We start from the raw sequence: 26,781 nt of genomic DNA, 5'->3' as shown, positions 1-26,781 counted from the left end.
GCCCCGGAAACACGCGAGAATCGACTGGTTGCCGCTTCCAATCGTGTTGGATATTCCTTTTCGTGAGCTGACCCCTTCTCTGATCAGGGCCCTTCGAACTCTGCGAATGCTTCCATCACGGAAAGAAGAAATGTGGCCATCGCGGTGTCATCGCCGGTGAACAGCAGGCTCTCTTTGACGAATCGAACCTGCACCCCCTTGTCGGTGAGCCGGTCGAGTTTCGTCACTACCAGCTGGTCGCCAGCACGGTTCGCCGACAGGAGCGCTTTCTCCAGGCCCGGCCGGTGGCGAGTTTGCCCGACGCGGAGTCCACGAACACCACCTCGCGGCCTGCCGCCTGGAGGGCATCCCGCTGCCCGTCGACGTGCTGATCTCTTGTTGATACCCGCCCGGAACCCACCCGCACAGCCAGACTCAATCAGAAACGGGGGGAAGCGCTACATGGGCGGGTTCACGGCAACCGTTACACCGCTGTCCGCGCAATGACGCGGAGGGCGATCAGCCGCTGGGGGTGTCTCGTGAACGGTCGTAACCCGTCACCGTGTCGGCAACCTGTTCAGTGGCTTCATTTGGGACTGTCTCGAATTCGGTGTTTCCGGTCTGATACGTCGGGCGTGAGTCTGGCGGGGAAGGTGCCGTGATGACGACACTGGATGCTGTGAAAAGAAACAAGCCGGAACCCTCCGCGGAGGAACTGGCGGCGAAGGAGCTGGTGCGCCTGGCGGCCGAGCAGGGCCTGTCCCTGACCGGCCCGGACGGGCTGTTGAAGCAGTTCATCAAAACGGTCCTCGAGACCGCGCTGAACGAAGAGATGACCGAGCACCTCGGCCATGAGAAAAACCACGCCGAACCTGACCGTGGTTCCTCGAACGTGCGGAACGGAACGAGACCGAAAACGATCCTGACCGAAGCGACCGGGCATGTGGAGATCGAGGTGCCGCGGGATCGGGACGGGACATTCGAGCCGGTGATCGTGAAGAAGCATCAACGCCGCCTCACCGGAGTCGACGAGATGGTCCTCTCCCTCTACGCCCACGGGTTGACCACGGGTGAGATCAGCGCCCACTTCGCGCAGATCTATGGGGCGCAGGTGTCCAAAGAAACAATCTCGAGAATCACCGACAAGGTCTCGGAGGAGATGGCGACGTGGGCCAACCGGCCTTTGGACGGCGTTTACGCGGCGATTTTCATCGATGCGATCGTGGTGAAGATCCGTGACGGGCAAGTCGCCAACAGGCCCATCTATGCGGCGATCGGCGTCTCTCTGGAAGGCGAGAAAGACGTCCTCGGCTTGTGGGCCGGGACCGGCGGTGAGGGGGCGAAGTTCTGGATGAGTGTCCTTACGGACATCAAAAACCGGGGCGTCCAGGACACGTTCTTCCTCGTCTGTGACGGGCTGAAAGGGTTGCCGGAGGTAGTGTCGAACGTGTGGCCCCTCACCACGGTCCAAACATGCATCATCCATCTGATCCGCAACACGTTCCGGTTGGCGTCGAAGAAGGACTGGGACGCCCTCAAGAAGAATGTCCGACCCATCTATACCGCCCCGAGTGCGGCCGCGGCCAGGGTGGCGTTGGAGGAGCTGACGGAGAAATGGGGCCGCCAGTACGGGGCGATCATCCGGTTGTGGGAGAACGCGTGGGAAGAATTCACACCCTTCCTTTCCTACGACGTCGAGATTCGCACCGTGATCTGCAGCACCAATGCGATCGAGTCCTTGAACGCCCGCTACCGGCGCGCCGTCCGCGCCAGGGGCCATTTCCCCACCGAAGCCGCCGCGCTCAAATGCCTCTACTTGGTGACCCGGTCTCTTGACCCGACGGGGGCCGGCAGGACACGCTGGACCGTGCGATGGAAGCCCGCACTGAATGCGTTCGCGATCACCTTCGCCGACCGCTGGCCAGCAGCCGAAACCTACTAACCAAAAATGCTGGAAACACCGAAAACGTTACAGACCCGGATGCGCCGAGAGTGTCGTTCGGACAGGGCAGTGCAGCACCCCACACGGACGCCGCGGGTAGTTTCGTTGTGGTTGCGCATATCGAAACAAACACAAAACGAGGGTCATTGTTCATGTTCCCCCACTACGTTCTAAGCGGACCGATCCGGAGTTGCGACGGTTCTCCAGAGGGATCTTCGAATGAAGTTTTGGACGACGGGGCGGATGGTAGCGAGCGTGTCGAAGCGGAACCGTGCTGTGCTGATGTTGATCGTTTTCGCCCTGCCGTTGCCGTTTCTGCTGAGCGGGTGTGCCGGGGATCGTTCCGAGCTGAGCAACTACGCCACGGCGACACCGGTGCGTTTCCCCACCCCAACCCCCTCGGATGATCCGGTTGCGTCCTCTGACCCGCCGACCCCGACCCTCTCACCGGCCGCGCCTGTGCCAGACCCGATGGCGACTCAGCTACCGGTGACTCGCGTGGCGGCAGGGGGAACAGCGGTCAGCCCGTTCGTGGTGGCCGCGGCAGCAGGCACCCCCGACACCCAGCCGGATGGCGCGGCCGCTGATCCGGCGCCCCCGGTTCCGCCGCTGGCCCCAGGGCCACCTGTCGTGACACCGTCACCCACCCCCACACCGACGGCTTCTGCGTCGGCGGCGCCGACGGGTGACCCGGTTTCAACGAGTGCGCCGGCGAATCCGGATTTACCGCGGGTGACGTTGCCGTTGGGTGCCGATAACGCTTTCATTCCCTGGGTCCTGGTCAGTTCCAGCCCAAGCAGCGACACGGTCACTGTGCTTGTGCAGGCGGATGGGTGTAAGCCGCCCGCCGGTATCTACGTGCACGAAACGTCCTCGTCGGTCACGGTTGGTGTGGTGAACATCGACTATCACGCGGACTGCACCGGGTTTCCCGTCTTGCCGAAGCAGATCACTGTTCTCCTTGCTTCAGTGCTGGGCTCCCGAACCCTCATCCATCCCTGAACGAGAACGTTTACCCGGGAGGACCCGGGTAATGCTTAGCCGGCTACGAGCGAGGACGCGGTGGCGTTGAACGAGCCGAGGTTATTACTTGATGCTCCCGGCCCGAACGAGAGGCCCTGATAGTTCGCATCGGCATACAGCGTCGTTTTGCAACCATTGAAAGACAGGAACGATTTGATTCGGTCATTCCACGTACCCAAGGTGGGGAACCCGTAGGTGAAGCCGCTGCAGATCGAAGCGTTGGTGGTGAAGTACACCTGGTTATCGCCGGTCTGGCTGGTTCCGGACCAGACGGAGGTCAGCACGTAACTCGTCGCCGGCGCGGCCGTAGTGTCGGCCGGTAGGGGCTTCTGCGGGCTGGTTGTTGATGGGACAGCGATCACCGTGGTGCCGGTCGCTTGGCTGATCTGTTGGAATGGATTCTCACCGGTTGGGTAGCAGCCGGTCTGCCGGGTGTCCACGTTTACCCAACAGGACTGACCAGTGGTGCCCGCGGAAGCTGCGGGTGCCGCGGTAGCGGCCGATGCGGGGCCACCAGCGAGGAGCACACCAGCGACGACGACGACACCGGCACTCAACACGGCGGCGGTGCTAAAGAATTTTGATCTCATGGCCACCATCCAACACACTCTGTGCGGTCTGCGGGCAAGGGGGATCTGACGAGTTCCTGAACCATTCGCGTCGAAACAGCACGGAATTCGAACAGCATCCGAAACCTTGTCGCACCAGGTCAGGACACCCCAAAACAGGGTCTTTAAAAGGAACGTTATTGCGTCGTCTGGGTGTGCAGTGCAGGTCAGAACGGTGGATAAGCGCGATTCGTTGTGGGATGGTGCGGTACTTTGAGCGGCTGCAGTAGGGTCGCCTGTGATGCCCACCATCCCTGATCATCTGCTCGTCGACGCGGCGTTGCTCGGCGACACGGAAGCGTTCTCCGGGCTGTACGACCGGTACGTTGCCACGGTATTCGATTATGCATACCAGGTGACGGGTGACGATGATGAGGCGCTGAGCATCACCCAAGACGTCTTCACGGCGGCGTGGACAAATCTTGCGAAGATTTCGTTGGGCACCGGCTCGATCCTGCCCTGGTTACTGACTGCAGCCCAGTTTCGGTGCCAACATGCCGCGCGTCGAGCGGGTCGCCGCATCCCAACGGTTGATATCACCGAATATGAGCGTGACGGGTCCGAGGTTGATGACCTCGATATGAAAGTCCATGCCCAGTTCCTGCTACACCGAATCGAGAAAGAGGTCGACCTGATGCCGACCCTGGACGCGACCGTGTACCGGGCGTTGATTCACGACGGGCTCAGCTACGACGAGACCGCAACCCTCGCCGGCATCTCTGTCGCATCGGTCACCAAGAGAATGAAACGCGTCCGAGCGAGGTTACGCAAAGCGTTCCGCGAGGAGACATGGTGACCCCGCCGCCGCGCCGAAATCTCAGCGCAGAAGAACGTGACCAGCTGCGCCGGAACATCCTCACCTTCGCCGCCGCCCACCCGCACCGCCGCCGCGCCAGACGCCGGCTCTTCGGCATCCTCACCCTCGCCGTGGTCGGCGCCGTCGGGCTCGCGGGGACCGCGTGGGTGGTTCTTTCACCGCCAGATGTCCGAGGCCGGGAGGTGTCGTGCTACCAAAGCGCCGATCTCAACTCGAAAAGCATCACCGGCCAACTCTACGAAGGTGACCCCGCGGACCTGACCGGGTCCACTGCGATCGGGCAGTGCCGTGACCTGTGGGAGCGAGGATTCTTCGGTCCCGGTCCGATCGACACCCAAACCGATCACCCCGACCTCGTGCCCCCGCTGGTGCTCTGTCAGCAAAACGATCTGAGCTTCGCTGTTTTCCCCGCCCACCCGGCACCTGCCATCCCCGCTGAACCACCCGCCGACCCGACCACGTTCTGTCACGCACTGGGCCTCGAGCCCGGCCCAGTCCATCCCACAAGCACCCCGTGATTGGACCGCGAAACACTGAAACAGGGTCCGCACGACGTCTATAAGACCGCGTTTTGAAACTTCCTGACCCCTTCAAATCAGACTCGTTAAGAGTTCATCTGAAACCCCCCGGAGCGCACGCAGGCGTTTCCAGAACGTTCCCCACGCGCCGCTACCGCCCGCCCTTAAAGGGGGCAAGACTCGTCAATGGTCGGGAACGTACCGGCCACCGGCTAGCACGGAGTACCACGCCGGGCGTAGGGGATGTGTTCGGAAGAGGGGCGGAGACGATGGACCAGTCACGACCTTCCCGCGCATCCAGAACCTTCACGCCACGGAGTGCGCAGCCGGACGCCCACTTCTGGCGCGCGCATATGTACGAGCGTCGCCGCCATCAGCAGGACGAGAGGAACCCTGAGAGCCGTTAGCTCTCCCACAGACCCCGTTTCGCGGTCGCATGGCCGCGAAACGGGAAATGCTCGCCCCAGGCCTACTGGAACGAGCAACCCGGGATAAAACCCACACTTGCGCCTGGAAACGCCAAGCCCAAGTAGAACCATGATAAAGGAGAAACACCTTGTCTAAAGCAACACGCATCGCCAAGGCCAGCGCCGCAAGCGCTGTCCTTCTCGGCCTGGTCCTCGCCGGCGCCAACGCCGCGCAGGCCGACCCGTCACCTGCCGCGTTCCGCACCTACGCCGCGACCGGCTCGGACACCATCCAAAGCGTCCTGAACGGCGAAACCAACGGCTACGGTACCCACGCCGCGGTCGCCTCCAGCATCGCGTCGTACGACGCGTTCGGTTCGGCTACCATCCAAACCAAATCGGCGGGGATCAGCTACGCACGCCCCGCCGGTTCCGGCGACGGAGTGAAGTCGCTCAGCGCCTCATGGAACACCGGCAGCCACGTCTACACCGACGCGGCCGGTAACGTCATCACGCTCTCGAACAACGATGTCGACATCGCCCGTTCCTCCTCACAGCCGTCCACCCCGGTCACCGCAGGCGCCACTAACGACAACTTGACGTTCGTGCCATTCGCCCGTGACGCCGTATCGGTCGCGTTCCAGGGTTCGGGAATCACGAACTTCACGACGGCGCAGCTGACCCACGTCTACAACGAAACTACGTCCGTCTCCGACGGCGTTGTGGTGACCGGATCCGGTGCAACCGCGACGGTCAAGGTCAACGGCGTCTCCGTCATTCCCGAGCTTCCGCAGGCGAGCTCCGGAACCCGGAAGTTCTTCCAGACCGCAATCAACGTGCCGAACGCAAGCCTCGGCGCGTACGTGCTGGGAAGCACATCAAACCCGTCGTCGCTGCATGAGAACGACGCCACCGCAGCGAACACCGCTGGTGACCTCATCCCGTTCTCGGCCGGCCAGTGGATCTCCCAGAAGAACGGCGTCTCAACGAGCACCTTCACCGGAACCAACGCCGCAACGCTCAAGATCACCAACATCAACAGCGCTACCGCGGTCACCACCTCCGGCACGGTTCTTGTGCCAGGAACCCTCTACGGCAGTGGTTCGACGGTTCCGAGTGTCGGAACCGGCATCTTCAACCGCGACACCTACCTCGTCGCACCGACAGTACACATCACGACAGGCGGCGTGGGTTTCGATTCCACACTGAAGACGCTCCTCACCAGCACCCTCCCGGGCGCGGGCGCGGTCAGTGACTTCGGGTTCAAACCGTTGACCTACTCGGCGACCACCGCCGACTGGATCCACTCGGCCTGGACCAACTAGTCACGAACTGAAACATGGGTGGCTGTGCCGTTTGCACGTCGATCTGGCACAGTCACCCTTCACCTTCTTCCAAGCCCACATCTTTTTAGACCGTCTAGGTCATCCATACTCAGCAAAGGACTGCACATTGCGTCTCGGCACCCGTTCCCTCATCACCGCTACCGCCGTCGGGGCGGCCCTCCTGCTCGGCGGTGTTCTTGGCCCCGCCACCGCAAATGCCGCTTCACCGTCGACGGCTCACCAGGCGGTTCGGACTGCTGCGGGTGTGGCTGCTGCCACGTTGACGCTGAACCCGTCAACGATCGCTGCAGCGGATCTCGCCGGTAAAGGTACCGGCACTTACACCCTCTCAACCAATCTGATTTGCCCGCCGAAACCGGCCGCGCCCGCGACGGCGAGCACATTCGCGCAATTCTTCATCCTCGGCAGCGACCTTCCCACAACGGTAAAAGGTGGGGTGAACTTTAACTCTGCCTGGAGTCCTGTCGGTCACGGCGTGACGGCGAACCTCCAAGGTGTTGACCTCGTGACACCCGCTGCCGACGGGAGCTTCTCGGATTCCACAACGGAATTCCCCGACGCGAGCTCCTGGTACGACTGGAACGGCAACCACTGGAATCTGACCGCCGTACCGGCAGGCACATACAATCTTGGTCTGGTGTGTCAAGAGACCGGGTTCGGGAATCTGAGTCAAGACGCGTCCGGTAACACCATCGGTGCGTGGAGCGGGCTTACCGTCAACGCCGACGGAACCTGGACGTTTGCACCGCTCGCCGCACCAAAGGCCGATACCGCTGTCGCTGTCACTGCGACCCTGGACGCAAGCACGACCGATGTGGACGTCACCGCGACCGTTTCCGACACCGGCACGAGCACAGCCGAAGCGAAGGCAACCGGTACCATTCAATTCCTCTCCGACGGCGCAACCGTCGGAGACCCAGTCCCCGTCAACGGCGGATTGTCCGCCACGAAACTCACCGGGCTGAGTAAAGGTGTGGACCATATCATCACCGCGGTGTATCAACCCGATACCGCATCGGCGTTCAACGGATCCACCTCCGCGACCGGCGCGCACATCACCGTCCCGAACCCCAAGACGGCAACCACGGTCACAGAAACTGCGACGCTGTCCGGAACCACAGTAACCCTCACCGCGACCGTGCAAGCGGGTACCCCGCTGGCCACCGCAACCGACGCCGCCGGGACAGTCGAATTCGACACCGCCGACGGCACTCCCGTCATCACCAGCGTTCCGGTCGCTGCCGGTGTTGCCAGCACAACCGTCCCGAACGTGCCTGCCGGCACTACCAGTTACACCGCGACGTACACGGCAACCGCGAGCGAGAACTACGCCGGCTCCGCCGCTTCCGCACCCGCCTCAGTGACGGTCCCCGGCGCGACCCCCACACCAACCCCCACACCAACCCCAACCCCGTCAGCGACGGTCGTCGCAGTGGTCGTGACCTCCACCGGTGCCACAGGAACGAACACCCCGTTCGCTGCGCTCACCGACTGGGTCACCGAGGCGTCCTCCACACCCGCCGGCACCGCCGGCCTGTTCGGCATCGTCCTGCTCCTCGCCGCTGCCGCCGCGACCAGCTGGAGCTTCCTCTGGAAACGGCGCACCAGGACACGGCCGTAAACCTTCCTCGGCGGTTCCCGCCAACTCCTGCCCACGTACCGCTCTGCAAGTGATGGAAGTGTGTTTTATGACCGACCCCGTTCAATCGCGACTCCGCCGGCTGCGCTCAGCGCGGCATCTCCTCTCGATGACAGCAGGAGTCGCAGCTCTCGGGTGTGTCACTGCGGCTGTACTTGTCGCCACACAACCGGTCTCAGCGACCGCGGCGAACACGGATTGGGGTTCGCAGGGCGTTCTCAGCACCACCTCATCCGTGACTGTGCGGTGGGACAATTCTGGCAACTTGCCGGCCGACACGGTTCCGCGGAACGCCGAACAGGTCATCCCGCACACCGGCGGGAAAACATACAACGATGTCGCAGCACCGGTCAATGCTGGTTACCAGAGTTTCTTCGGAACCGATAACGGGCTCGGTGGCCTGCAGGTGACAGTGTCGCAGACCACCGGCCTCGTGAACCAGGCCGTCACGGTGAGCGTTGCCGGGGCGAAAGACGGCTACGACCCGACATCCGGCGTCGATCACAGTTACCTGGAAGTATTCCAGTGCTGGGGTGCGCCCGGCCCGGACGGGAAAACCCCCGATCCCGCCGCGACCAGCCCCGACCCGGCGACCTGTCAGGAAGGCGTCGGCGGTTCGGACATCGATACTGGCCAGCGCGATCTGCGAACCATCGCTGCCGATCCGCTCATTACGGGCGGAGACTGGGCCGGAAAGGTGGCAGCACCATTTCTGGCCGTCGACGGAACGACGGTGAGTGACGTGGCCAAGAATCCGTATACCAGCGCGGCGTCAACGAACGAGATCTCCCGATTCTCGATCGACTCCACCGGCGCCGGGCAGCGGTCTTTCGAAATGCAAACCGGCGCCGAAGCGCAGGGCCTCGGCTGCGGGTACCGTGCGGATGAACCGAGCGTGCGCAACTGCTGGCTGGTTGCCGTGCCGCTCAACACCACCCTGAAGCCATTCCTCACCGGGCTCCCCAATGCTAGCGGTGTGGAACCGTCCGCGTGGGCGCAACGCCTGCAAGTGAAACTTTCCTTCGCTGACGTGGCGTCCTCGTGCCCGTCGGGTCAGGCCCAAACCCTGTCTGGAGGATCGGAGCTACTCAGCACCGCGATGACATCTTGGCTTCCCGGGGTGTGCAGCACGAAGTCGATCTCGCTCGGGTTCAGTGCGCTGAGTGATTACCAGGCGCGTCGACAATTCGCCGCGGGATCTGAAAATCTGATCTTCACCAGCCAACCGGTGCAAGGCGCAACGAGCCGACCAGTGTACGCCCCGGTCGCGGTCGCCGCCGCCGTTATCGCGTTGAACGTTGACTGGACACCGTGCGGCCTCGGACACGTCATCACCCAGGACCAGGTGGCAATCTGCGGCTACCCGGACGTGGCGACCGGAGAAGCGGAGGTCGCGAAAGCCGGGATACCGCTCGGCGCTCCGGGTGGCGCGGACCCGATCAAACTGAACGCCCGGCTGGTCGCGAAACTTCTGACGCAAAGCTACCCCTGGGGTGCCAGCTTGGACCTGCTAGCGAAAGCGCCGTGGTTTCAACCCTCGACGAATCTGTTCGTCGACCCGGAATTTCTCAGCCTGAACCCCGAATTCACGTACTACGCAGGTTCTTCAGCGCAAATCACGAACTTGCAACTCGAAGGGCTTCGGTCAGACTCCGCGAACCAGCTGTGGCAATGGTTGGTGAATGACACCGGTCCGACGGGTGCGAAAAGTTTCCTGGACGGCTGCCCCGACGGTAATGGCCGAACGATCAACCCGTTCTACTCGACGAGAACCTACACCGAATGCGCAAGCACAGCTAGCACCCTTGAGGCTGCTGCGAAAGCCGAACGGGACGCGACCACGACACCTCGAGGATTTGACTCCAGCATTGCGCCCAGCTACCCGCCATCCAGCCAGTCGTACCCCCAAATCCTCTGGTACGAACAAGCCCCTATCAAGAACTCGGATATAACGCTCCCGGAGACGTTGATCGATATGTATCCGCAGGACACTAACGTCGCCCTCGCCGCGAAGGTCACCTTCCGAGCAAACCCCCCAACGGGCGTGTGGTGTAACTCAGGAACAACCCCGTCGTGCGCACCGGTGCAATGGAAATCGTTACCGGTCCAACAATCTTTCGGGGGCAGAGCAATTATGGGTATCACCGATGCTGCGAACGCGGCCCGTTTCCAACTCCAAACCGCGCAGCTCTGTGACGACAACGGAACGAACTGTGTGGCTGCGAACACACACACCCTCACCACAGCCGCGACCCGGCTCGTCCCGACGGCAGCCAACACGGTGTTCACCGAACCTGCCGTGGTGAACTACAAAGCGGGCGCGTACCCGCTGACAATGCCCGTGTACGCCGCAGTCGACACGGCAGGGATGGGTCACGCCGACGCGGGCACCATCGCATCGGTCCTTGACTTCCTCTCCACCGGCGGCCAAACGCCCGGCATCACCTCCGGTCAGCTCCCTCCCGGTTACGCCCCCCTCCCCGCGGCGATGAAAGCGCAAGCCGCTGTCGCGATAACCACCCTGAACGCGATCACCGACACCCCCCCAGCCACCACCAGCACGGCAACTCTTCCGCAGGCCGCACCCGCCGCCCCGCCGGTCGCCGCGCAACCGGTCACCGGCCCGATCGCGGCCGTGCCGCCGCCCGCCGCCGTCCCCGACCCGGTGACCGCACCCGCCCCCGCGGCACCGGCAAGCCCGGCACCGATCGTGCTCGCCGCATCCGACGCCGGACAGGGCCTCCCAGTCGCGTCCGGGTTCCCGCAATACGCCCTGCTGTACGGGTTGGGGTTCGCTCTGCTGGCCGGGATTCTCTCCCCCGTCATCGGCCGCCGCCGCCGCAAACGCTAACCCACCACCGCCCCCTCAGTCTTGGAGACGTTTTCCTGATGGCCACACTGCTACCCGATTACCCGGTCGCCCACGCCGACACGGCCAAACCGCGCCGGATCCGGCAGGTCCGGGAACGCCCGGACCTGATCTTCCGCGGGTTGACGCGCACCGGCGGAATCATCGTGCTCCTGATCATGGTCCTCGTCGCCGTGTTCCTCAGCACCCAGGCGGTCACCGCGATCAGCTCCGAAGGCCTCTGGGCGTTTTTGACCACCCAGGAATGGTCCCCGGAAACCAATCACTTCGGTATCGCCGCTGTCCTGACCGGCACGATCCTGATCGCGCTCGTCGCGCTGATCGTTGCGATCCCACTGGCGCTAGGGATGGCGTTGTTCATCACCGAGATCGCTACCGGAGGGCTTCGCCGCACCCTGCAATCCACCGTCGACCTGATGGCTGCGGTGCCTTCGGTGATCTACGGGCTGTGGGGGCTGTACTTCTTCGAACAAGCCATCGTCCCATTCGCGGTCTGGCTGAACCAGTGGTTCGGCTGGATCCCGATCTTCGCCGTCTCCGGCACCGACCCAGACAACCCGCTCCCCAACGATGCCCTGTTCAAATCCTCCACCCTGATCGCAGGCCTGGTCGTGGCGTTGATGATCGTGCCAGTGATGACCGCGATGATGTCCGAATCCTTCTCCCGCGCCCCGATCGGGGAACGAGAAGCCGCCTACGCGCTCGGTGCAACCAGGTGGGGCATGATCCGCGCCGTCGTGCTGCCGTTCGGTAAAGGCGGCATCATCGGCGGCACCATGCTCGGCCTCGGCCGGGCGCTGGGCGAGACGATCGCCATCTATCTGATCATTTCCCCGCTGTACCAGATCAGTTTCCAAATCCTGCACAAAGGCGCCAGCTCCGTCGCCGCCCTGATCGCCACGAAATACGGGGAAGCGAACCCGTTCACGATGTCCGCACTGATGGCCGCAGGGCTCGCCCTGTTCATCGTCACGATGATCATCAACTTCACCGCCTCCACCGTCATCGCCAGATCCCGCTCCGGTGCGGAAAGCGAAGCCTGATGACTCTCACCGAACGCCCACCGATCACCGACCAGCCCACCGAACCGGAACCCGTCAACACCGAGCTCCCCCACACACCGCCACCCTCAACACCACCGGCACGCACCCCGGGGGGCACCCGCTTACCGCGCGTGGATCTTCCGGTCGACGCACCGGACCCGGGCCGGGTTGTTGTCGGCCTCAGCCGCGACGACATCCTGAGCGTGGTCGGCGCCGCCGTCGCCGGACTCTCCGTCGGGGTGTTGTTCACGCTGGTGTTCGGGTTCATCCCCGTCGGCTGGCTGCTAGTGGTGTCTTTTCTCTGGTTCCTGGGCATCTATGCCACCCTGGTGTTTCTTCGAAACCCGGGCCCCGCGGTCATCGACCGGCTCTGGACGGTGCTGCTGTGGGGTGCCGGAGTTGTCGTCGTCGGCTCGCTGGCACTGGTCGTCGGGTTCACCTTGTTCAACGGCAACGAGGTGTTCGGCCGGATCATTGACCCGAGCTCCGGGCAGGATTTCTGGTCCAGGTTTCATTTCTTCACCCAAGACATGGGCCTGGTCGGTCCGCTCGGGGACCTGGACAGCGGCGGGATCATTTACGCCATCGTGGGCACACTGGAACAGATCGGTATCGCCTTGCTGATCACGGTCCCGTTGGGGTTGACCTGTGCGGTGTTCCTGAACGAGGTAGGCGGCCGGTTCGCGAAGTTCGTCCGCACCATCGTCGAAGCGATGACCGCGCTCCCGTCCGTGGTTGCCGGGTTGTTCATCTACGCCGCGGTGATCGTTCTGATCACGAAACAACCCTCCGGGTTCGCTGCGTCTCTGGCGATCACAGTTCTAATGCTGCCAATCATGATCCGCTCCTCCGACGTCGTACTCCGCCTCGTCCCCGGGAACCTCAGAGAAGCCGGGCTCGCGCTCGGCGCCGGGCAGTGGAGCGTTGTTTGGCGGGTCGTGCTGCCCACAGTGCGAAGTGGCCTGACTACCGCGATCATCCTCGCGACCGCGCACGGGATCGGCGAAACCGCCCCCGTGCTACTCACCTCCGGAGTGACGCAGAACCTGAACTTCGACCCGTTCAACGCCCCGCAGACCTCGCTGCCGTTAGCGGCACTGAAATTCATCGAAAACTCCTCCCACAACCTCGTCGTCCGCGGCTTCGCGACCGCGGCGACCCTGCTCGCGCTGGTGCTGATCCTCTTCATCATCGCCCGCGCGATTGGTGGCCGCGCCGCCGGAGACATCACCGACCGGCAATACCGGCAGCTGGAACGAAAATCCCGCAACACGAGGCGGCGCATCAAAACCGCCCGCCGCGCCGTCGAAACACCTCCCCCACCCGAGCTGACCCTCGAAGACCTGATCGCTTTAGGAGCCCTCCGATGAACAAGCCGACCCTTGCACCACCGACGCGGCCAATCCGTTCAGCGGGACGCCGGCCGCTCCGGCGCCGGTTGCTCGGTGCCGGAGCGGCCATCCTCGCGCTTGGCCTGATCACCACGGGCAGCATGTCCGCGTCCGCAGCCAGCTATCTCAGAATCTCCGGTGACGGTTCGACCTGGGCCGGGAACGCGGTGCTGCAATGGGAGACCGATGTAAAGGCGCAAGGTGTAGTCGTCGATTTCAACCCCGACGGGTCATCCTCTGGCCGGACCAGTTTCGCGAAAGGTCTCAGCGACTACACCGTCTCCGAGATTCCCTACACCGGCGACACCCGCGACCCGCAAGACACCACCGTGCCACCTTTCCCGTACTCGTTACTGCCGGTCGTCGCCGGGGGTACCGCGTTCATGTACAACGTGCCCGTGAACGGGCAACGACTGGACACCCTGAACCTTTCCCAAGCAGCGTTAGCCGGGATCTTCACTGCCCAGATCACCAGATGGGATGCTCCCGAGATCAAGGCCACTAACCCGGGCGTAAACCTGCCCGCCCAACCCATCACCGTGGTGGTTCGTTCCGAAGGATCCGGCGCGACGGCGCAGTTCACGAACTGGCTGATCAAAGAATTCCCCGCCGACTATGCCGCGCTGTGTAAAACAGCCGGCTGCAACCCGACCTCGCCGACGTCGTATTTCCCGACCCAGAATGTGCCGACCTTCACCGCCCAATCCGGTTCGAACGGGGTCACCAAATACAGCCAGTCCACCGACTACACGATCAACTACGACGAATATTCCTACCCCCTCGCTGTCGGATTCCCGGTTGCGAATATTCAAAACGCGGCCGGTTTTTACACCGTCCCCACCGCCGACGCGGTCGCCGTGTCACTGATCAAAGCGGGCATCAACACCGACACGAGCTCACCGAACTACCTCAGCCAGGACCTCTCCGCGGTGTACGGCTACAACGACCCGCGCGCGTACCCGCTGTCGGCGTACTCCTACGAGATCGTTCCGAAACAGGTGACGGGAAGTTTCGACAATAGCAAAGGCGCGACCCTCGGCTTCTTCACCACCTACGCCCTCTGCGAAGGGCAACGGAAAATGGGTCCGCTGGGCTACTCCCCGCTGCCGATGAACCTCGTCCTCGCAGCAATGGATCAAGTCGCTACCATCCCGGGCGTTGACGCGGACACCACCGCGAAACTGGCCGCGACGAAAGCCGGCGCGTTGGACGGCAATGCGAACCCGTGCAACAACCCCACCTTCAAACCCGGCGACGACCCCTCACACAACGTGCTTGTTGATACCGCCAAGTTCCCGCCAGGCTGCGACGCAGCCTGCCAGGCACCGTTCAAACTCCCCGGCTCCGGCGTCGCCGCGTCCGGACCAAGCTACACCCCCGTCGCAGGAGCAGCCGCTGGAGCGGGAGCCGGTGCCGGGTCTGCGGGTGCAGGGGGGGCTGGGGCGGGAGCGGCGGCAGTGGTACCGACTGCCGCTGCGGTCGCGGCCGCACCAACGACCTGTGACGCGGCCTCGACCGGCTGCCCGACTGACATCGCCCAGGCCGGTCAGGAAACCGCTGCCGGCGGCAAGATCACCCCCGTCTCCACCGTCCTGCAAGGCCAAAACGGGTGGACCACCCCACAGACGCTGATGATCATCGGCGGCATCCTGCTCGTCGTGCTGCTCCTGGGCCCGGCGATCATCGCCCGCATCGTCCGCGACCCTCGAGGACCACGCCGATGACCGCGACCCTCACCGCACCACCACCCACCCCAGACACACCTCGCGGTGGGCAGCGGGTGCGACCGGTACCGCCAGCGCCGAGCTGGGTAGACGCCCCGGAAACGAACGCCGCCGTCGCCCGAACCCTGCAAACAATCTGCATCGTGTTATTCGCGATCTTGTTCAACCTCGCGATCCTGTCCCAACTGCAGCACTACCTCACCCAAAAAAACCTCTACGACACCATCCGGGTGTCCCTCGCCGCCGGATCCGTGCCCATCGGGCCGGTGCAAACCAACGAACGCCCCTGGGACCCCGGCACCCCGCTTGCCGTCCTGGTCGCACCCGAGGTCGGGATCGGCCACGAAGTGATCGTGGAAGGCACCGCGGCCGGGCAGACCATGCAAGGCATCGGCCACCAGCGCGACACCGCGCTGCCCTGCCAAGCCGGCGACAGCACCCTGATGGCGAGGGCTGCGTCCTACGGCGGAACCGGTACCGCCCTGAAGGGTATGCACGCCGGCGACGTGTTCACCATCACGATGGGCGAAGGGACCTGCAGTTACCAAGTCACCGGATTCCGGAACCCGGGCGACCCTCCCCCGGCCGCATCGACCGGTGATCAAGGCCACCTCGCCCTGATCACTGGAGGCGAAGGCAGCGAACTCTTCCTCCCCACCGACACCGTCACCATGGACGCTGTCCTGATCACGAACAGTTACCCGCGGCCATCCGCCCGGATCCTGACGAACTCGCTCTACGACACCGAAGCGCCGATGGCGTCCGACACATCGAACCTGTTCGCCACCGTTCTGCTGCTCGAACTCCTCGCCGCCGTCACCCTCGGCACAGTGTGGCTGTGGAAACGGTGGGGCCGCTGGCAGGCCTGGATCGTGGGGGCGCCCGCGATCGCTGCCGTGTTCTTGATGACCAGCACCTCCGCCAACTACCTCTTCCCCAACCTCCTCTGACCCCTCGGGCACAGCACCGGGCCGCCCCGGAAGAAAGAAGACTTCGTGAGCATCCTCACCCGCCGAACCAAATCAACGCCCCACACAGAACCAGCCACCAGCAGCACACCCACCGACACGCCCACAGAATCCCCCGCCGCAACCGAATTCGCACCACCGCCGGTGTTCGGCCCGCAATCCGCACCGTCTGCCTTCGCTGACCGGCCAGAAGCAACCTCTGTCACCCAGCCGGTACCCGCGGCGCCGTTCCAGGCCCTGCTCAACGCCCCAACCGTCGACGCGCACACCACCCCGATCAGTGACGAAGAGACCGGTCGTTTCGGTGCATTGAATGCAGCAGAGTTACACGCTGAGAACATCTCCGCATGGTTCGGTAGCCACAAAGTCCTGGACCGGGTGTCACTGACCATGAAAGCCGGTGAAGTTACCGCCCTGATCGGACCCTCCGGGTGCGGCAAGTCCACGTTCCTGCGGGTGCTGAACCGGATGCACGAACTGATCCCCAGCGCATCCCTGTTCGGCGAGGTGCGCCTGGACGGGCACGACATTTACGACTCCGGCGAACGGATCACGACCGCCCGCCGACAAATCGGGATGGTGTTCCAAAAAGCGAACCCGTTCCCGGCGATGTCGATCTATGACAACACCATCTCCGGCCTGAAACTCGCCGGCGTCCGCGCCACCCGGCAACAAAAAGACCTCCTCGTCGAAGACTCCCTTCGGAAAGCGTCGCTCTGGGACGAAGTCAAAGACCGCCTCGAACAACCAGGCGGCGGGCTCTCCGGCGGTCAACAACAACGCCTTTGCATCGCCCGGTCTTTGGCCGTGTCCCCCCGCGTCCTGCTGATGGATGAACCCTGCTCCGCGCTTGACCCGACCTCCACCCGCCGGGTCGAGGAAACCATCCAGTCCCTCCGTGGCCAGGTCACCATCGTCATCGTCACCCACAACATGCAACAAGCCCACCGCATCTCCGACGAATGCGCGTTCTTCCTCGCCGCACAAAACACCCCGGGCGTGATCGTGGAACACGGCGACACCGCAGCGATGTTCGACAACCCCCAAGACTCCCGCACCACCGACTACGTCAACGGCAGGTTCGGCTGATGCCCGCAAGCACCCGGCGGGCCTACTGATGCGCGGCAGCACCCTCAGCACCGCAGCCTCCGCCGTCATCCTCACCGCAGCCGCGCTCTGCTGGCTCGCCACAACGACCCCCGCGGCCGCACGGCAACCGTCCACCGCGGCGCCCGCGGTCGCCGCTCAACCCGAAGCCGCCGTCGCGCCGGAACCGGCCAGCGCGGCCACCGCCCCGGTTACCGTGCCTCGTTCCGGGATCGATGCTGGCTGGCTGGCCCGGGTGTCCGCATCGACAGGGATCCCGGCCCGCGCGCTGCAAGGCTACGCCGCGGCCGCCGTCAGCCTGGCCAGCACGGATCCCGGCTGTCACGCCGGCTGGAACACGATCGCCGCGATCGGCGACATCGAATCCGGCCACGGCACCCACGGCGGCGCCCAGATCGGCGCGGACGGGAACCTGACCGGCAGCATCCTCGGACCCGCCCTAGACGGCAGCGACAACACCCAAGCCCTTCCGAATACTGATCCGGCACTGGATGGTCCCGGGCGGTGGGCGCGCGCCGTCGGGCCGATGCAATTCCTGCCCAGCACCTGGGCGATGGATGGGATGGACGGAAACGGAGACCTGACCGCCGACCCGAACAATATCGACGACGCCGCGCTCAGTGCCGGGCATTACCTCTGCGTCGCCGGCGGGAACCTCGGAACCGACAACGGGTGGAGCACCGCAGTGTTGGCCTACAACCACGGTGACAGCTATCTGGAACAGGTCCGAGTTCAAGCCGACGCGTACGCCACCGAAAGCAGCCAATGACACACCGCCGACCTGGCGCCGCCGACCAACACGGTGCGCCCCGCCACGAGAAACGCCCACCGACACTGCCTGTGCGCGGTTGGGTGTGGGCGGTCATCCCTGCCGCCGCCCTCGCCGCCGCCGTGGTCCTGCTCAGCCCCGCCCTGCAGCACGCTAGCAGCCCGGTCACGCCAACCGCTGCCGCGCAGTCACTGAGCTCCTCCGACATGCCCGCCTCGGCGTCCGCCGGTCCGACAGCAGAAGCCGGCACACCAACCGTCGACACGGCAACGAACGACGAACCGGTCGCCCCGGTGCCTGGCCAGCCGGTGAGCCTGGATATCCCCGCGATCAATCTGCATGCCACGGTCGGGGCGATGAGCGTCTCAGCTGACGGCACCGTCGATCCGCCAGGACCGGCCCAGGCGTACTGGATCCGCGGCTACGGCACCGCCGGCCCCGCCGCGACCAACACTGTCTACATCGCCGGACACACCTACCGCGGGGCCGGCGGCGCGGTCTTCAACCCGCTGCTAGACATCCCGAACAGCCAATACACGGTGCATCCCGGTGACCACATCACCGTCGGTACCGGTAACGGCAGCTACGACTACACCATCACCGACACGCAGCTGTACGTCAAAACCGTCCTCAGTCAACAAACAGAACTCTGGCAAAAAGTTCCCGGACGGCTCGTACTGATCACCTGCTTCCAATACCACGGCGGTACCTCCTCACAACAGAACTTCGTCGTCTACGCTCAACTCACCCCACCGGCAGGCACCCCGTGACCGGGAACACTCCCGCCCGGCGAGAACGCCGCGACTCGAGCGCCCTGCCCAACGACAGCTCCGCTGGTTCCGCGGGAACCCAGAGTGCAGACAACGATTCGGTGTTCGCTGGCCGATACCAGCTCGGCGAACTGCTCCGACAAACCCCGCTGACGCTCACCTACGCCGCCGTCGACATCCCGCTCGACCGGGCGACAGGGATCACGATCCTGCGACCAGAACTGGGCACCGACGAAGCCGCGAGCAGACTCTTTCAAGCAATGACCAGCTCCGGTGCGGAACTCGCGCACCGACACATCGCCCGCATCGATAACGCCGGAACCGCCCCCTGGTCAGGCGTTGCCACACCGTGGTACGCCGGAGAACTCATCACCGCCGAAACCATCGACCAGCACAGCATCCGCAGCACACCCGCGGACTGGCCTGACTATGTTCTCCGTGTCGCCGAGCAGGTCGCCGCCGCGATGCAGCACGCGCACGCGCACGCCATCGTGCACGGTAATCTCGGCCCCAACACCATCCTGCTCGGCACCGACCCGACCGGCACCCCGGACACGAAAATTATTCACTTCGGCCCTCAGGCTGCGGAACTTCTCGACATCGAGGACCCGGCCCTGACCACGGCCATGTGGCAGCGGTTCACGAAACACCTCACCTACCCTGCGCCTGAACAAACACGAAAACGCGCTCCCAGCCGGCACAGCGACATCTTCGGTTTCGGATGCGCCCTCGCCGGTCTGCTCGCCCACACCCCGGCCGGCGCACCCCGCCCGGAGCCCGGTCTGGCCGGGGTGAACGTGGACATCCTCCACGAACTCGAAAAACTCGCCTCAGACACCATGAATGAGGCCCCCACCCGGCGGCCCGGCTCGTTCCTTGAAATCCAGGAACAGCTGCGCTGGCTGCGCACCGCCCACCACCTCGACCGGCAGCACCCCACCGACCCCACACCCACGGCCACACTTCCGTCGCTGCCGGTCACCGACCCGGCACCGAAAACCGACATCATCCCCGTGATAACCGCCCGCAGCACGGTACCGGGCACCGCACGGCAGGGCCGACGCCCGGCCAGTCCGGCCGCGAAACTGACCCTAATCCTCAGCGCCGGCGTACTGGTCACCGCCCTCGGCTCGTACTGGGCCGTGACCGGCCAAGCAGCCGCAAGCACCCCTCACACCCTGACCGTGCCCGCCGTCACGACCGACTCGCTCGCCGACGCGACCACCACCCTCACCGCCGCCGGCATCACCATCGCAGGCCAACGAAACCAACCCGACCCCAGCCTCCCCGCGAACACCGTCACCGGAACCGACCCCGCCGCCGGCAGCACCATCCCCACCAACCAACCCGTCACCATTCTGCTCTCCACTGGCAGCGCCCCCGCGACCATCCCGCAACTGCGCGGAATGACCCTGACCGGCGCACAAACCGCCCTGCACACCGCCAACCTCACCGCGGGAACGATCAGCCCCGAAGACGGCCCCGCCCCCGCCGGCACCATCCTCCGCTCAGAACCGGATTTCGGCACCATCCTCACCACCGGCGCCACCGTCAACCTCAGCATCGCCAGCGGCAACCAAACCATCCCCGATCACCTCACCGGACAAGCTGAAGCGCCCCAGGTTTTCTGCCGCTCCTATGCGGGTTGCGGCTCTCGGTTGAGGGTCGCGTAGTGGGCTTGCTCGTACTCGGCTGGTGGGACGTAGCCGAGTCTTGAGTGAAGCCTACGGTTGTTGTACCACTCGACCCAGCCGGCGGTCGCGTACTCGACGTCAGCGATGCTCTTGTAGGGGCCGTCGTGGAACACTGTCGTGCGGATGCATTCGGCTTTGTAGAGGCCGTTGATCGTCTCCATCAGCGCGTTGTCGTACGCGTCGCCGACGGACCCGATCGAGGGCGCGATGCCGTCGAGGGCGAGTTTCTCGGTGTAGGTCACCGCTGTGTATTGAGAGCCCGCATCCGAGTGTGCCCGTAGCTGCCGCGGCTGGATGGGGTGGCCTTGCCGGTCGCGTTCCCAGAGACTCATTCGCAGCGGGATCATCACGAGCTCGACATGTTTCGTGGTCTGCGCATGCCAGCCGACGATGCGTTGCGAGAACACGTCGACGATGAACGCGACGTACACCCAACCTGCCCAGGTACGGCAGTAGGTGAAGTCCATCACCCAAGTGTGATCGGGACGCGGCGCGGTGAAGTCCCGGTTCAGCAGGTCCCCGGCACGGACACCGTCTTTCCCGGGGATCGTCGTGCGGATGCCCTTATCGCGGCGGATGCCCGCCAAGTCGAGGGTCCGCATGGCACGGTCGATCGAGCCGCGCGATGCGCCGGGGATCGTGGTGCGTCGGATCAGCGCGGTCATCTTCCGCCGGCCATAGAGCCCTTCCGGAGTCAGCTTGCGGCGCTTGCACCCGGCCGCGTCCACGACAGTGGTCCAGGCGACGTCGCGGACGGCGTCGACGACCAGTGCGTCGGTCACTGTTAGCGCGGCGATGACGCCACGCCGCTGGGATCGGTAGGTGCGCGCGGCGATCTGGTGGCCCTGCTCGCGCAAGACTCGGCAGATCGACTCGACCGCGTGCCCCTCGGCTCTCATCGTGTCGATGAAGCCCATCATCAGTGGTTGCGGGGGTCGAGTTCCCCCACAAAGAAACTCGTCGCTGCTTTCAAGATCGCGACGTCCTCGCGGAGGCGCTTATTCTCCGCTTTCAATCGTTTGATCTCGGCATGCTCCACCGACGTGACACCGTCGCGTGTTTATGGCACCTTGATTGAAGACCACTAGGACGGTTCGATTCGTGACCGACGCCGACCTGGCGGGCCACGGCCGCTGACGCGGCCGTCAGCGAGGGGTATTCCGACCGGTGCTCCTGCACCAGCCGCACTGCCCGGTCACGGACAGCAGGATCGATCTTCTTCGGCATGACATACATCCTTACAACTCAAAAGGATGCGGCATCAAACCTGGGGCGCTTCAAGCCCAACAAGCCGTCATTACCACCGTCGCGGCCGCCGGATTCGCCCCGCAGATCGTCTACCAAGACAGCACCACACACGCCACCGACGTCGTTCTCGCCGTCTCCCCCAGCCCCGGCACCGCCGCGCCACTCGGCAGCATCATCACGCTCACCGTCGCCCGCTACACACCCACCCCACCACCCACCAACACCCCATCCTCGACACCCCATGCGTGGGCACCGAGCACCCCCACGCCCCCATGAACCAGCCCCGGCAACACACACCAGAGCCTCTCCACCGAAAGAGCGAACCTGCCATGAACCGAATCGTGATCACCGGAACAGCCCTAGATCGCCCCATCACCCTTGACCACGCAGAACACGACCCCGCACCAAACAAGCCCCAGCACGGCTACGCCGTGCTCCTGACCGCAGAGCAAACCAGAACACTCCTGGACACCTGGACACACACCCCGCCCACCACCAACACACCCCAAACAGCACGGTCCTACCAGCACAACGACGACGGAACCATCACCGCGATCTCCGACAACGCCCACACCAGCTGGCACCCCACCACCCACACCGCCGGCGCACCCCGCTACTCCACAGCAGACAGCCCCATCCCAATCACCATCCACCGGGTCCTCTAACCCCAGCCGGTAGCACCGCCTACACAAAGCGCCGCTTTGTCTAAGGACGTCGATATACGCGGTCTAAAAGACCTCGTTATCCGGACAAGCAATCTCGATCGCCGGCCCTCCCCGAAACACCGTCACAGAACCACCCTCGGACACCGGTGTCAGTTCTTCAGCGGTTTCGGGGCTGCGATACGGACGGTGCCGTCGGTTGGTGCGGGCAGGGCGCTGCCGTCCAGAGTGACAAGGGCTGGCATCGGAACGCCGACCGGTCCGGCCCAGGGCTGCGGGGCGACCGGTGCGGGTGTGGGCGACGGCGGTGTCGGCTGCGGGAACATGCTGCCCGGAGCGGGCGGTACCGGCCGGTGAAGGGTGCGGTCCACGTGCTGGGCTAGGGACGGTGCGGTATCGACTCGCGGTACCCCCAGTGGTGGCAGGCCCAGTAGGTCAATGATGGTCTTCGGGATCGAGGCGTGCGAGTGCCATTCCGGGTCGATCTGTTGCCGGATCTGCCCGCCGAACATGATCAGCGGGATCCGGGAACCGCCGATGACCTGGAACCCGCCGGGATGGATAGCGTCGGGAACCGTTTCGATGTTCGGAGTGGGGACGGAGTCGGCGTAGCCGCCCCAGTCATCCCAGGTCAGCATGAAGGTCGTGTTCTCCCAGCCACCGCCGTCGATGACGGCTTGCACCCGATCCCAGACCAGGCCCTGGCCTTTGCTGACATAGCCGGGGTCGCTGACATGTGGTGGGTGTTCGTCGTACCCGCCAGGGCTCCAGACGTAACAGATATCCGGCAGCGTGCCGGCTTTGGCCATCGGGATGAAATCTTTCGGCGGGAAGACGTTGCCTGAGCCGGGGGCCTCGTTCAGGGTTTTATAGAACTTCGTCGGGTAACCGCCCTGATCAGGGAACGCCGCCCAGGACACCCCGGCCTGCTCGGCGACGGAAAAGATCGACGGGATGTCCCAGACCGGGTGCGGGCCGATGAACGGCGGGTTTTTCAGCGTCGGCATTTGGCCACCGATCGCGAGCATATGCCCGGGCGTGGAGTTAGAACCGGACCCGAAGTGATGATCGGCGAACACGAACTGTTTCGCCAACCAGCTGTAGAACGGAATCACGGTGTCGTTATCGATCTGCGCCACCAACCCGGGGTAGTCGCCGGAGGCGTAGTGCACCCACGCGTTCCGGTCGTGGGGCTGATCGTAGTTCGGCGGCGCACTGAGCAGGTTCCCCTGGTTGGCGACCTGTGCACCCCACTCGGTAAGGGTGGGGAAATAGAAATCGGTGGTCTTGTTCTCCTGAATGAAAACGATGACTCTCTGACCCGATTCGTTCACAATCATCCCACCCTCACGCCGCTCCACCGAACGGGACCGTCTGCACAGCACAACACAAAGGCGGCCGGAGATCCAGGCCGGGCGAGTGAATTATTGCCCACCAATCGGATGCGGCACAGAACTCGCGGATGCGGACGCCCGTCTCGATAATGGTACCGCCCGATGTACATTTCGCGCCCTTGTGCCGCCGTGCTATCGGCGCTGGTCTGTCTCGTCTAGTGTGCTGCAGAACCGTCCGTATTGCCCCAACCTCAACGGGTGCCAGATGGCCTGAAGGGATGTGTGGTGGACCCGGTTTTCGGGCACACTGTGGGTATGGACGCTGAACAGGAACAGGCAGCTGTGGATGATGTTGTCCGCCGGTTGACAGAGAAATTCTCCGGCGTTTCGCCGGCACGGGTGAGCATGGTGGTGCAGGCCGCGTATAAGGATCTGTCTGATAAGCCGCTTCGGGACTACATCCCCGTCCTCGTCGAACACGCCTCGAAAACGACGCTCCGCGCCGAACGAAACAGGAAAACCTCGGACTAGACCCGACGTGCAGATCGCGTAGCCCTTGGCGCGCGCTAGGGGCGTTCACGGGGCCGGCTCAGGTGTTGTTCACCCGCTGATCACCTTGGGTGCGCAGTCTGGTTGTCATGATCGCGATGACAGCTAGCATTCGTTCCGAGCAACCCCGGACGGACCTCTCAGGGTTGGGTCAGAACCTGCGCCGAAATTTTGAACACGTTCTGCTGCATACCAACGAGATGATGGTGTTGATTCCTGGCGCTGGACCGGTGCTCGTGAGCGAGAATCCCGGCGCCTTCCGGATGAATATCGTCGCTGAAAGCCCCGACCAGGTGCGGATCAGAACCATCACAGTCGACAGGGCGATTCGCCGATACTCGCCCGGCGTGGCCCTGTTACAAACCGGGTGGGAAAAAATGGGCAGCATCCCAGTCCCGTTCCGGTAGCGATTCCCCTGTCAGCGCAGACCCTTACACGGTTGCGTACAACTGCCCGAGGGCGCCCTCGATGCTCACAGACTCGCCAACCGGTCGTGCCTCGTCGTCAAGCAGCGCGAACCCAGCGCCGGTACGAGTGACCGTGCCGGCGAGCTCGTCGGTGAGGCGGTGCCGGATCACCCACCGGCCCTGCCCCGCATGGACCAAGTAGAAGAACTCCGAAAATGCCAACATCAGTGCCTGCCTTCCCGTTTGATCTACGTGGTGACACGGCGGATCGCGTCACGCCAGCTTGGAGCGTGAATGCTTCGCCCCTCATTCACCGGCGCTGCAACCCACAAGATCCCTCGGGCGTGAAGGAAGTGCGTGATCCGGGGAACGGGGTGCTCAACCCGGAACAAGTACCACGAGTCGTCCTGAAAGCTCCGGATCCGGTACTCAGCATGATTCGTCCAGAACGACGTCTGCGCATCGACAACGTCGGGCAGCTCGATCTCGGTCAGCGTCGGATTTCCCCTCAACACACTCCGACGATAGGACCCGAAAGTGAATCCCAGGTAAAATCCCCACACGCAGTCAGCAGAGTGTTAACGCCTGACCGCCGCCTCGTGTTCCACACCCAGGAACAAACCTGAACGGTCAAGGGCCCGGTGTTTTCTGCATCTGGGGTGGCCTGTGAATCCGTGAAATATCCGACGCTAAGAATGGTCGGGGTGTCGGAGGGGTCGGAAGTGGGGGCATTCGAGAATTCGGAGTTTGAACTACGGCGGGTTCTAGCGGTGATTGCACCACTTACCCTGTGGATGGTGTTGATCGATATGTCTGGACAATTCTCCGAGCGGATGCTCCCCGACGTTGTTACGAAGCTCTGGGACCTCCGGGAGGACGGCCGGACCGGCGAGGAAATCGCGGTCCTGCTGGGCTGGAAGAAGACCGCCGTGTTCGCTCACATCCAAGATCACGGTGGTGTTCGGCCCCGGTGGGGGCGCAATCTGAAGGGACGATCGTTGTCGTTCGAGGAACGGCAAGAGATCATGATTTGGAAAGCACAACACCTCAGCGTCCGGGAAATGGGGCGAAGGCTGGGCCGGTCGCATTCCACGATCTCGCGGGAGCTGCGCCGGAACATCATCGGCCGCAGCGTGTACCGTGCCACCTCGGCGCACAGGATCGCATTCGACGCTGCCCGCTGGCCACGCGCCGAGAAGCTGACCACGCCAGGGCCTTTGCGTGAACGGGTGAAGACCGGGTTGAAGGAGAATCCGGGTCTGCTGCACGAGTAGGTGACAGTTTCGAGTCACGCAGCCGGTGCGGCTGGCGTGTTCATGATGGCCTCGAATTTGATGGGCGTTAAACGGCTCAGGCGGGGCGGTCGGCGGCGTCGGTGGTAGGTCCGTTCGATCCAGGTCACTATCGCGGGGCGGAGCTGGTCCCGGCTGATTCAGGAGTGTCGGTTCGGGACGTTTTTCTCCAGCAGGCTGAAGAAGGATTCCATCGCGGCGTTGTCGCCACACGAGGCGACTCGGCCCATCGATCCGACCATGTCTTCTATCAGCGGGCTCGTTCGCGCATACAACCAAGAGGCAATGGTTGCGTCCCTGTGAGTGGTGTGGTTTCCCCGGTTTCGAGCGTCGGATCGTCGACGTGAAGAGCCACCGTGTGATGGTCAGTGAGAACCGACTAAAGATCTCACGACAAGGACACAACACACGATGGCTCTTGACCAGTCTGCCCTGCTCGACCTTCTTGGCGAGCTGAAACTCACCGATGTCACCGACCGGATTCGCGTCGCGACCGAGACGCTCTACCAGGAGCTGATCGATGCCGAGGCGACCGCGTTCATCGGCGCTGCCCCGTTCGAGAGGACGACCGAGCGCACCACCCACCGCAACGGCACCCGCCCCAGGGTGTTGACCACGACCGCCGGGGATCTGGATTTGACGATCCCGAAGCTGCGGGCGGGAACGTTCTTCCCC

23 protein-coding genes, 3 pseudogenes and 1 other annotated feature are annotated in these 26,781 nt (G+C 64.0%); of the genes and pseudogenes, 19 read left to right on the top strand and 7 right to left on the bottom strand.

Annotated features, from left to right (window positions below):
• Positions 1 to 83: 83 nt before the first annotated feature.
• Positions 84 to 400, bottom strand: a pseudogene (locus QN358_RS18940) (recombinase family protein).
• Positions 401 to 637: 237 nt separating this feature from the next.
• On the opposite strand from QN358_RS18940, the gene QN358_RS16315 reads away from it, so the two are divergent.
• Positions 638 to 1,921 carry an IS256 family transposase gene (locus QN358_RS16315; protein WP_416352017.1) on the top strand — a complete coding sequence of 428 codons (1,284 nt, stop codon included), beginning with the start codon at positions 638 to 640 and terminating at the stop codon, positions 1,919 to 1,921.
• A gap of 479 nt (positions 1,922 to 2,400) precedes the next feature.
• Here the strand turns inward: QN358_RS16315 and QN358_RS16310 are convergent, their stop codons facing one another.
• Both QN358_RS16310 and QN358_RS16305 read right to left on the bottom strand, forming a co-directional pair.
• The gene (locus tag QN358_RS16310) at positions 2,401 to 2,688 is read right to left on the bottom strand and encodes a hypothetical protein (RefSeq protein ID WP_323512978.1); all 288 of its coding nucleotides are present in this window, start codon (positions 2,686 to 2,688) and stop codon (positions 2,401 to 2,403) included.
• A gap of 270 nt (positions 2,689 to 2,958) precedes the next feature.
• Positions 2,959 to 3,534 carry a hypothetical protein gene (locus tag QN358_RS16305; protein ID WP_323512977.1) on the bottom strand — a complete coding sequence of 192 codons (576 nt, stop codon included), beginning with the start codon at positions 3,532 to 3,534 and terminating at the stop codon, positions 2,959 to 2,961.
• A gap of 259 nt (positions 3,535 to 3,793) precedes the next feature.
• Between QN358_RS16305 and QN358_RS16300 the strand changes: the two genes are divergently transcribed.
• From QN358_RS16300 to QN358_RS16240, 13 genes are all read left to right on the top strand, one after another.
• A complete protein-coding gene (locus QN358_RS16300; RefSeq protein WP_323512982.1) occupies positions 3,794 to 4,348 on the top strand; it encodes an RNA polymerase sigma factor in 555 nt (184 codons plus the stop codon).
• Positions 4,342 to 4,887, top strand: a complete 546-nt coding sequence (locus tag QN358_RS16295) for a hypothetical protein (protein ID WP_323512976.1) — start codon at positions 4,342 to 4,344, stop codon at positions 4,885 to 4,887. The genes QN358_RS16300 and QN358_RS16295 overlap by 7 nt, the downstream gene beginning before the upstream one ends.
• Positions 4,888 to 5,443: 556 nt before the next feature.
• Positions 5,444 to 6,619, top strand: a complete 1,176-nt coding sequence (locus QN358_RS16290) for a hypothetical protein (RefSeq protein WP_323512975.1) — start codon at positions 5,444 to 5,446, stop codon at positions 6,617 to 6,619.
• 127 nt (positions 6,620 to 6,746) lie between these two features.
• Positions 6,747 to 8,261, top strand: a complete 1,515-nt coding sequence (locus QN358_RS16285) for an Ig-like domain repeat protein (protein WP_323512974.1) — start codon at positions 6,747 to 6,749, stop codon at positions 8,259 to 8,261.
• 283 nt (positions 8,262 to 8,544) lie between these two features.
• Positions 8,545 to 11,130: a hypothetical protein gene (locus QN358_RS16280; protein WP_323512973.1), complete on the top strand. Its 2,586-nt coding sequence runs from the start codon at positions 8,545 to 8,547 to the stop codon at positions 11,128 to 11,130.
• A gap of 38 nt (positions 11,131 to 11,168) precedes the next feature.
• Positions 11,169 to 12,191 (top strand): phosphate ABC transporter permease subunit PstC, encoded by a 1,023-nt coding sequence (gene pstC, locus QN358_RS16275; RefSeq protein WP_323512972.1) that lies wholly within the window; start codon positions 11,169 to 11,171, stop codon positions 12,189 to 12,191.
• Positions 12,191 to 13,561 (top strand): PstA family ABC transporter permease, encoded by a 1,371-nt coding sequence (locus QN358_RS16270; protein WP_323512971.1) that lies wholly within the window; start codon positions 12,191 to 12,193, stop codon positions 13,559 to 13,561. Before pstC ends, QN358_RS16270 begins: the two co-directional genes overlap by 1 nt.
• Complete coding sequence (locus tag QN358_RS16265) at positions 13,558 to 15,306, top strand: substrate-binding domain-containing protein (RefSeq protein ID WP_323512970.1); 1,749 nt, start codon at positions 13,558 to 13,560, stop codon at positions 15,304 to 15,306. Before QN358_RS16270 ends, QN358_RS16265 begins: the two co-directional genes overlap by 4 nt.
• Before the next feature lie 143 nt (positions 15,307 to 15,449).
• Entirely contained in the window at positions 15,450 to 16,256 is an 807-nt protein-coding gene (locus tag QN358_RS16260) for a hypothetical protein (RefSeq protein WP_323512969.1), read from the top strand.
• Between the two features lie 327 nt (positions 16,257 to 16,583).
• Entirely contained in the window at positions 16,584 to 17,363 is a 780-nt protein-coding gene (locus tag QN358_RS16255) for a phosphate ABC transporter ATP-binding protein (protein WP_323512981.1), read from the top strand.
• A 28-nt stretch (positions 17,364 to 17,391) separates the two neighbouring features.
• A complete protein-coding gene (locus QN358_RS16250; RefSeq protein WP_323512968.1) occupies positions 17,392 to 18,150 on the top strand; it encodes a lytic transglycosylase domain-containing protein in 759 nt (252 codons plus the stop codon).
• Positions 18,147 to 18,920: a class F sortase gene (locus tag QN358_RS16245; protein ID WP_323512967.1), complete on the top strand. Its 774-nt coding sequence runs from the start codon at positions 18,147 to 18,149 to the stop codon at positions 18,918 to 18,920. Before QN358_RS16250 ends, QN358_RS16245 begins: the two co-directional genes overlap by 4 nt.
• Positions 18,917 to 20,593, top strand: a complete 1,677-nt coding sequence (locus QN358_RS16240; protein ID WP_323512966.1) for a PASTA domain-containing protein — start codon at positions 18,917 to 18,919, stop codon at positions 20,591 to 20,593. The genes QN358_RS16245 and QN358_RS16240 overlap by 4 nt, the downstream gene beginning before the upstream one ends.
• Here QN358_RS16240 and QN358_RS16235 read toward each other — a convergent pair.
• Positions 20,557 to 21,841, bottom strand: a pseudogene (locus tag QN358_RS16235) (IS3 family transposase). The gene QN358_RS16240 and the pseudogene QN358_RS16235 sit on opposite strands and share 37 nt — an antisense overlap.
• Positions 21,442 to 21,572: a sequence feature (AL1L pseudoknot), on the bottom strand. It overlaps the preceding pseudogene by 131 nt.
• A gap of 350 nt (positions 21,842 to 22,191) precedes the next feature.
• Here QN358_RS16235 and QN358_RS16230 point away from each other — a divergent pair.
• On the top strand, positions 22,192 to 22,527 hold the full coding sequence (locus QN358_RS16230) for a hypothetical protein (protein ID WP_323512965.1): 336 nt from the start codon (positions 22,192 to 22,194) through the stop codon (positions 22,525 to 22,527).
• 149 nt (positions 22,528 to 22,676) lie between these two features.
• Here the strand turns inward: QN358_RS16230 and QN358_RS16225 are convergent, their stop codons facing one another.
• On the bottom strand, positions 22,677 to 23,858 hold the full coding sequence (locus QN358_RS16225) for an alkaline phosphatase family protein (protein ID WP_323512964.1): 1,182 nt from the start codon (positions 23,856 to 23,858) through the stop codon (positions 22,677 to 22,679).
• A 315-nt stretch (positions 23,859 to 24,173) separates the two neighbouring features.
• Here QN358_RS16225 and QN358_RS16220 point away from each other — a divergent pair, with 315 nt between their 5' ends.
• Positions 24,174 to 24,389, top strand: a complete 216-nt coding sequence (locus QN358_RS16220; RefSeq protein WP_323512963.1) for a three-helix bundle dimerization domain-containing protein — start codon at positions 24,174 to 24,176, stop codon at positions 24,387 to 24,389.
• A 107-nt stretch (positions 24,390 to 24,496) separates the two neighbouring features.
• On the top strand, positions 24,497 to 24,814 hold the full coding sequence (locus tag QN358_RS16215) for a hypothetical protein (protein WP_323512962.1): 318 nt from the start codon (positions 24,497 to 24,499) through the stop codon (positions 24,812 to 24,814).
• Between the two features lie 24 nt (positions 24,815 to 24,838).
• Here QN358_RS16215 and QN358_RS16210 read toward each other — a convergent pair whose 3' ends face one another.
• The gene (locus QN358_RS16210) at positions 24,839 to 25,039 is read right to left on the bottom strand and encodes a hypothetical protein (protein WP_323512961.1); all 201 of its coding nucleotides are present in this window, start codon (positions 25,037 to 25,039) and stop codon (positions 24,839 to 24,841) included.
• 497 nt (positions 25,040 to 25,536) lie between these two features.
• Between QN358_RS16210 and QN358_RS18935 the strand changes: the two genes are divergently transcribed.
• Positions 25,537 to 26,088, top strand: coding sequence for a transposase (locus QN358_RS18935; protein ID WP_416352016.1), 552 nt, complete (start codon positions 25,537 to 25,539; stop codon positions 26,086 to 26,088).
• A 14-nt stretch (positions 26,089 to 26,102) separates the two neighbouring features.
• Here QN358_RS18935 and QN358_RS16200 read toward each other — a convergent pair.
• Positions 26,103 to 26,348, bottom strand: a pseudogene (locus QN358_RS16200) (IS3 family transposase); the annotation flags it as partial.
• Between the two features lie 169 nt (positions 26,349 to 26,517).
• On the opposite strand from QN358_RS16200, the gene QN358_RS16195 reads away from it, so the two are divergent.
• Positions 26,518 to 26,781, top strand: a 264-nt coding sequence (locus tag QN358_RS16195) for a transposase (protein ID WP_323512960.1), incomplete at its 3' end; no start/stop codon positions are given.

It is taken from the genome of Subtercola sp. RTI3, from assembly GCF_035018625.1.
GTDB classification, from domain to species: Bacteria; Actinomycetota; Actinomycetes; order Actinomycetales; family Microbacteriaceae; genus Subtercola; species Subtercola vilae.
This window is presented reverse-complemented; position numbering and strand designations above follow the sequence as displayed.

What these genes read in the sequence shown, in the direction of transcription:
- QN358_RS16310 (WP_323512978.1), bottom strand. Translation starts at nt 2,688, where the DNA reads ATGAAAGCGTTATCGGCACCCAACGGCAACGTCACCCGCGGTAAATCC.
- QN358_RS16305 (WP_323512977.1), bottom strand. Translation starts at nt 3,534, where the DNA reads ATGAGATCAAAATTCTTTAGCACCGCCGCCGTGTTGAGTGCCGGTGTC.
- QN358_RS16300 (WP_323512982.1), top strand. Translation starts at nt 3,794, where the DNA reads ATGCCCACCATCCCTGATCATCTGCTCGTCGACGCGGCGTTGCTCGGC.
- QN358_RS16295 (WP_323512976.1), top strand. Translation starts at nt 4,342, where the DNA reads ATGGTGACCCCGCCGCCGCGCCGAAATCTCAGCGCAGAAGAACGTGAC.
- pstC (WP_323512972.1), top strand. Translation starts at nt 11,169, where the DNA reads ATGGCCACACTGCTACCCGATTACCCGGTCGCCCACGCCGACACGGCC.
- QN358_RS16270 (WP_323512971.1), top strand. Translation starts at nt 12,191, where the DNA reads ATGACTCTCACCGAACGCCCACCGATCACCGACCAGCCCACCGAACCG.
- QN358_RS16265 (WP_323512970.1), top strand. Translation starts at nt 13,558, where the DNA reads ATGAACAAGCCGACCCTTGCACCACCGACGCGGCCAATCCGTTCAGCG.
- QN358_RS16250 (WP_323512968.1), top strand. Translation starts at nt 17,392, where the DNA reads ATGCGCGGCAGCACCCTCAGCACCGCAGCCTCCGCCGTCATCCTCACC.
- QN358_RS16245 (WP_323512967.1), top strand. Translation starts at nt 18,147, where the DNA reads ATGACACACCGCCGACCTGGCGCCGCCGACCAACACGGTGCGCCCCGC.
- QN358_RS16230 (WP_323512965.1), top strand. Translation starts at nt 22,192, where the DNA reads ATGAACCGAATCGTGATCACCGGAACAGCCCTAGATCGCCCCATCACC.
- QN358_RS16220 (WP_323512963.1), top strand. Translation starts at nt 24,174, where the DNA reads ATGGACGCTGAACAGGAACAGGCAGCTGTGGATGATGTTGTCCGCCGG.
- QN358_RS16215 (WP_323512962.1), top strand. Translation starts at nt 24,497, where the DNA reads ATGATCGCGATGACAGCTAGCATTCGTTCCGAGCAACCCCGGACGGAC.
- QN358_RS16210 (WP_323512961.1), bottom strand. Translation starts at nt 25,039, where the DNA reads ATGTTGGCATTTTCGGAGTTCTTCTACTTGGTCCATGCGGGGCAGGGC.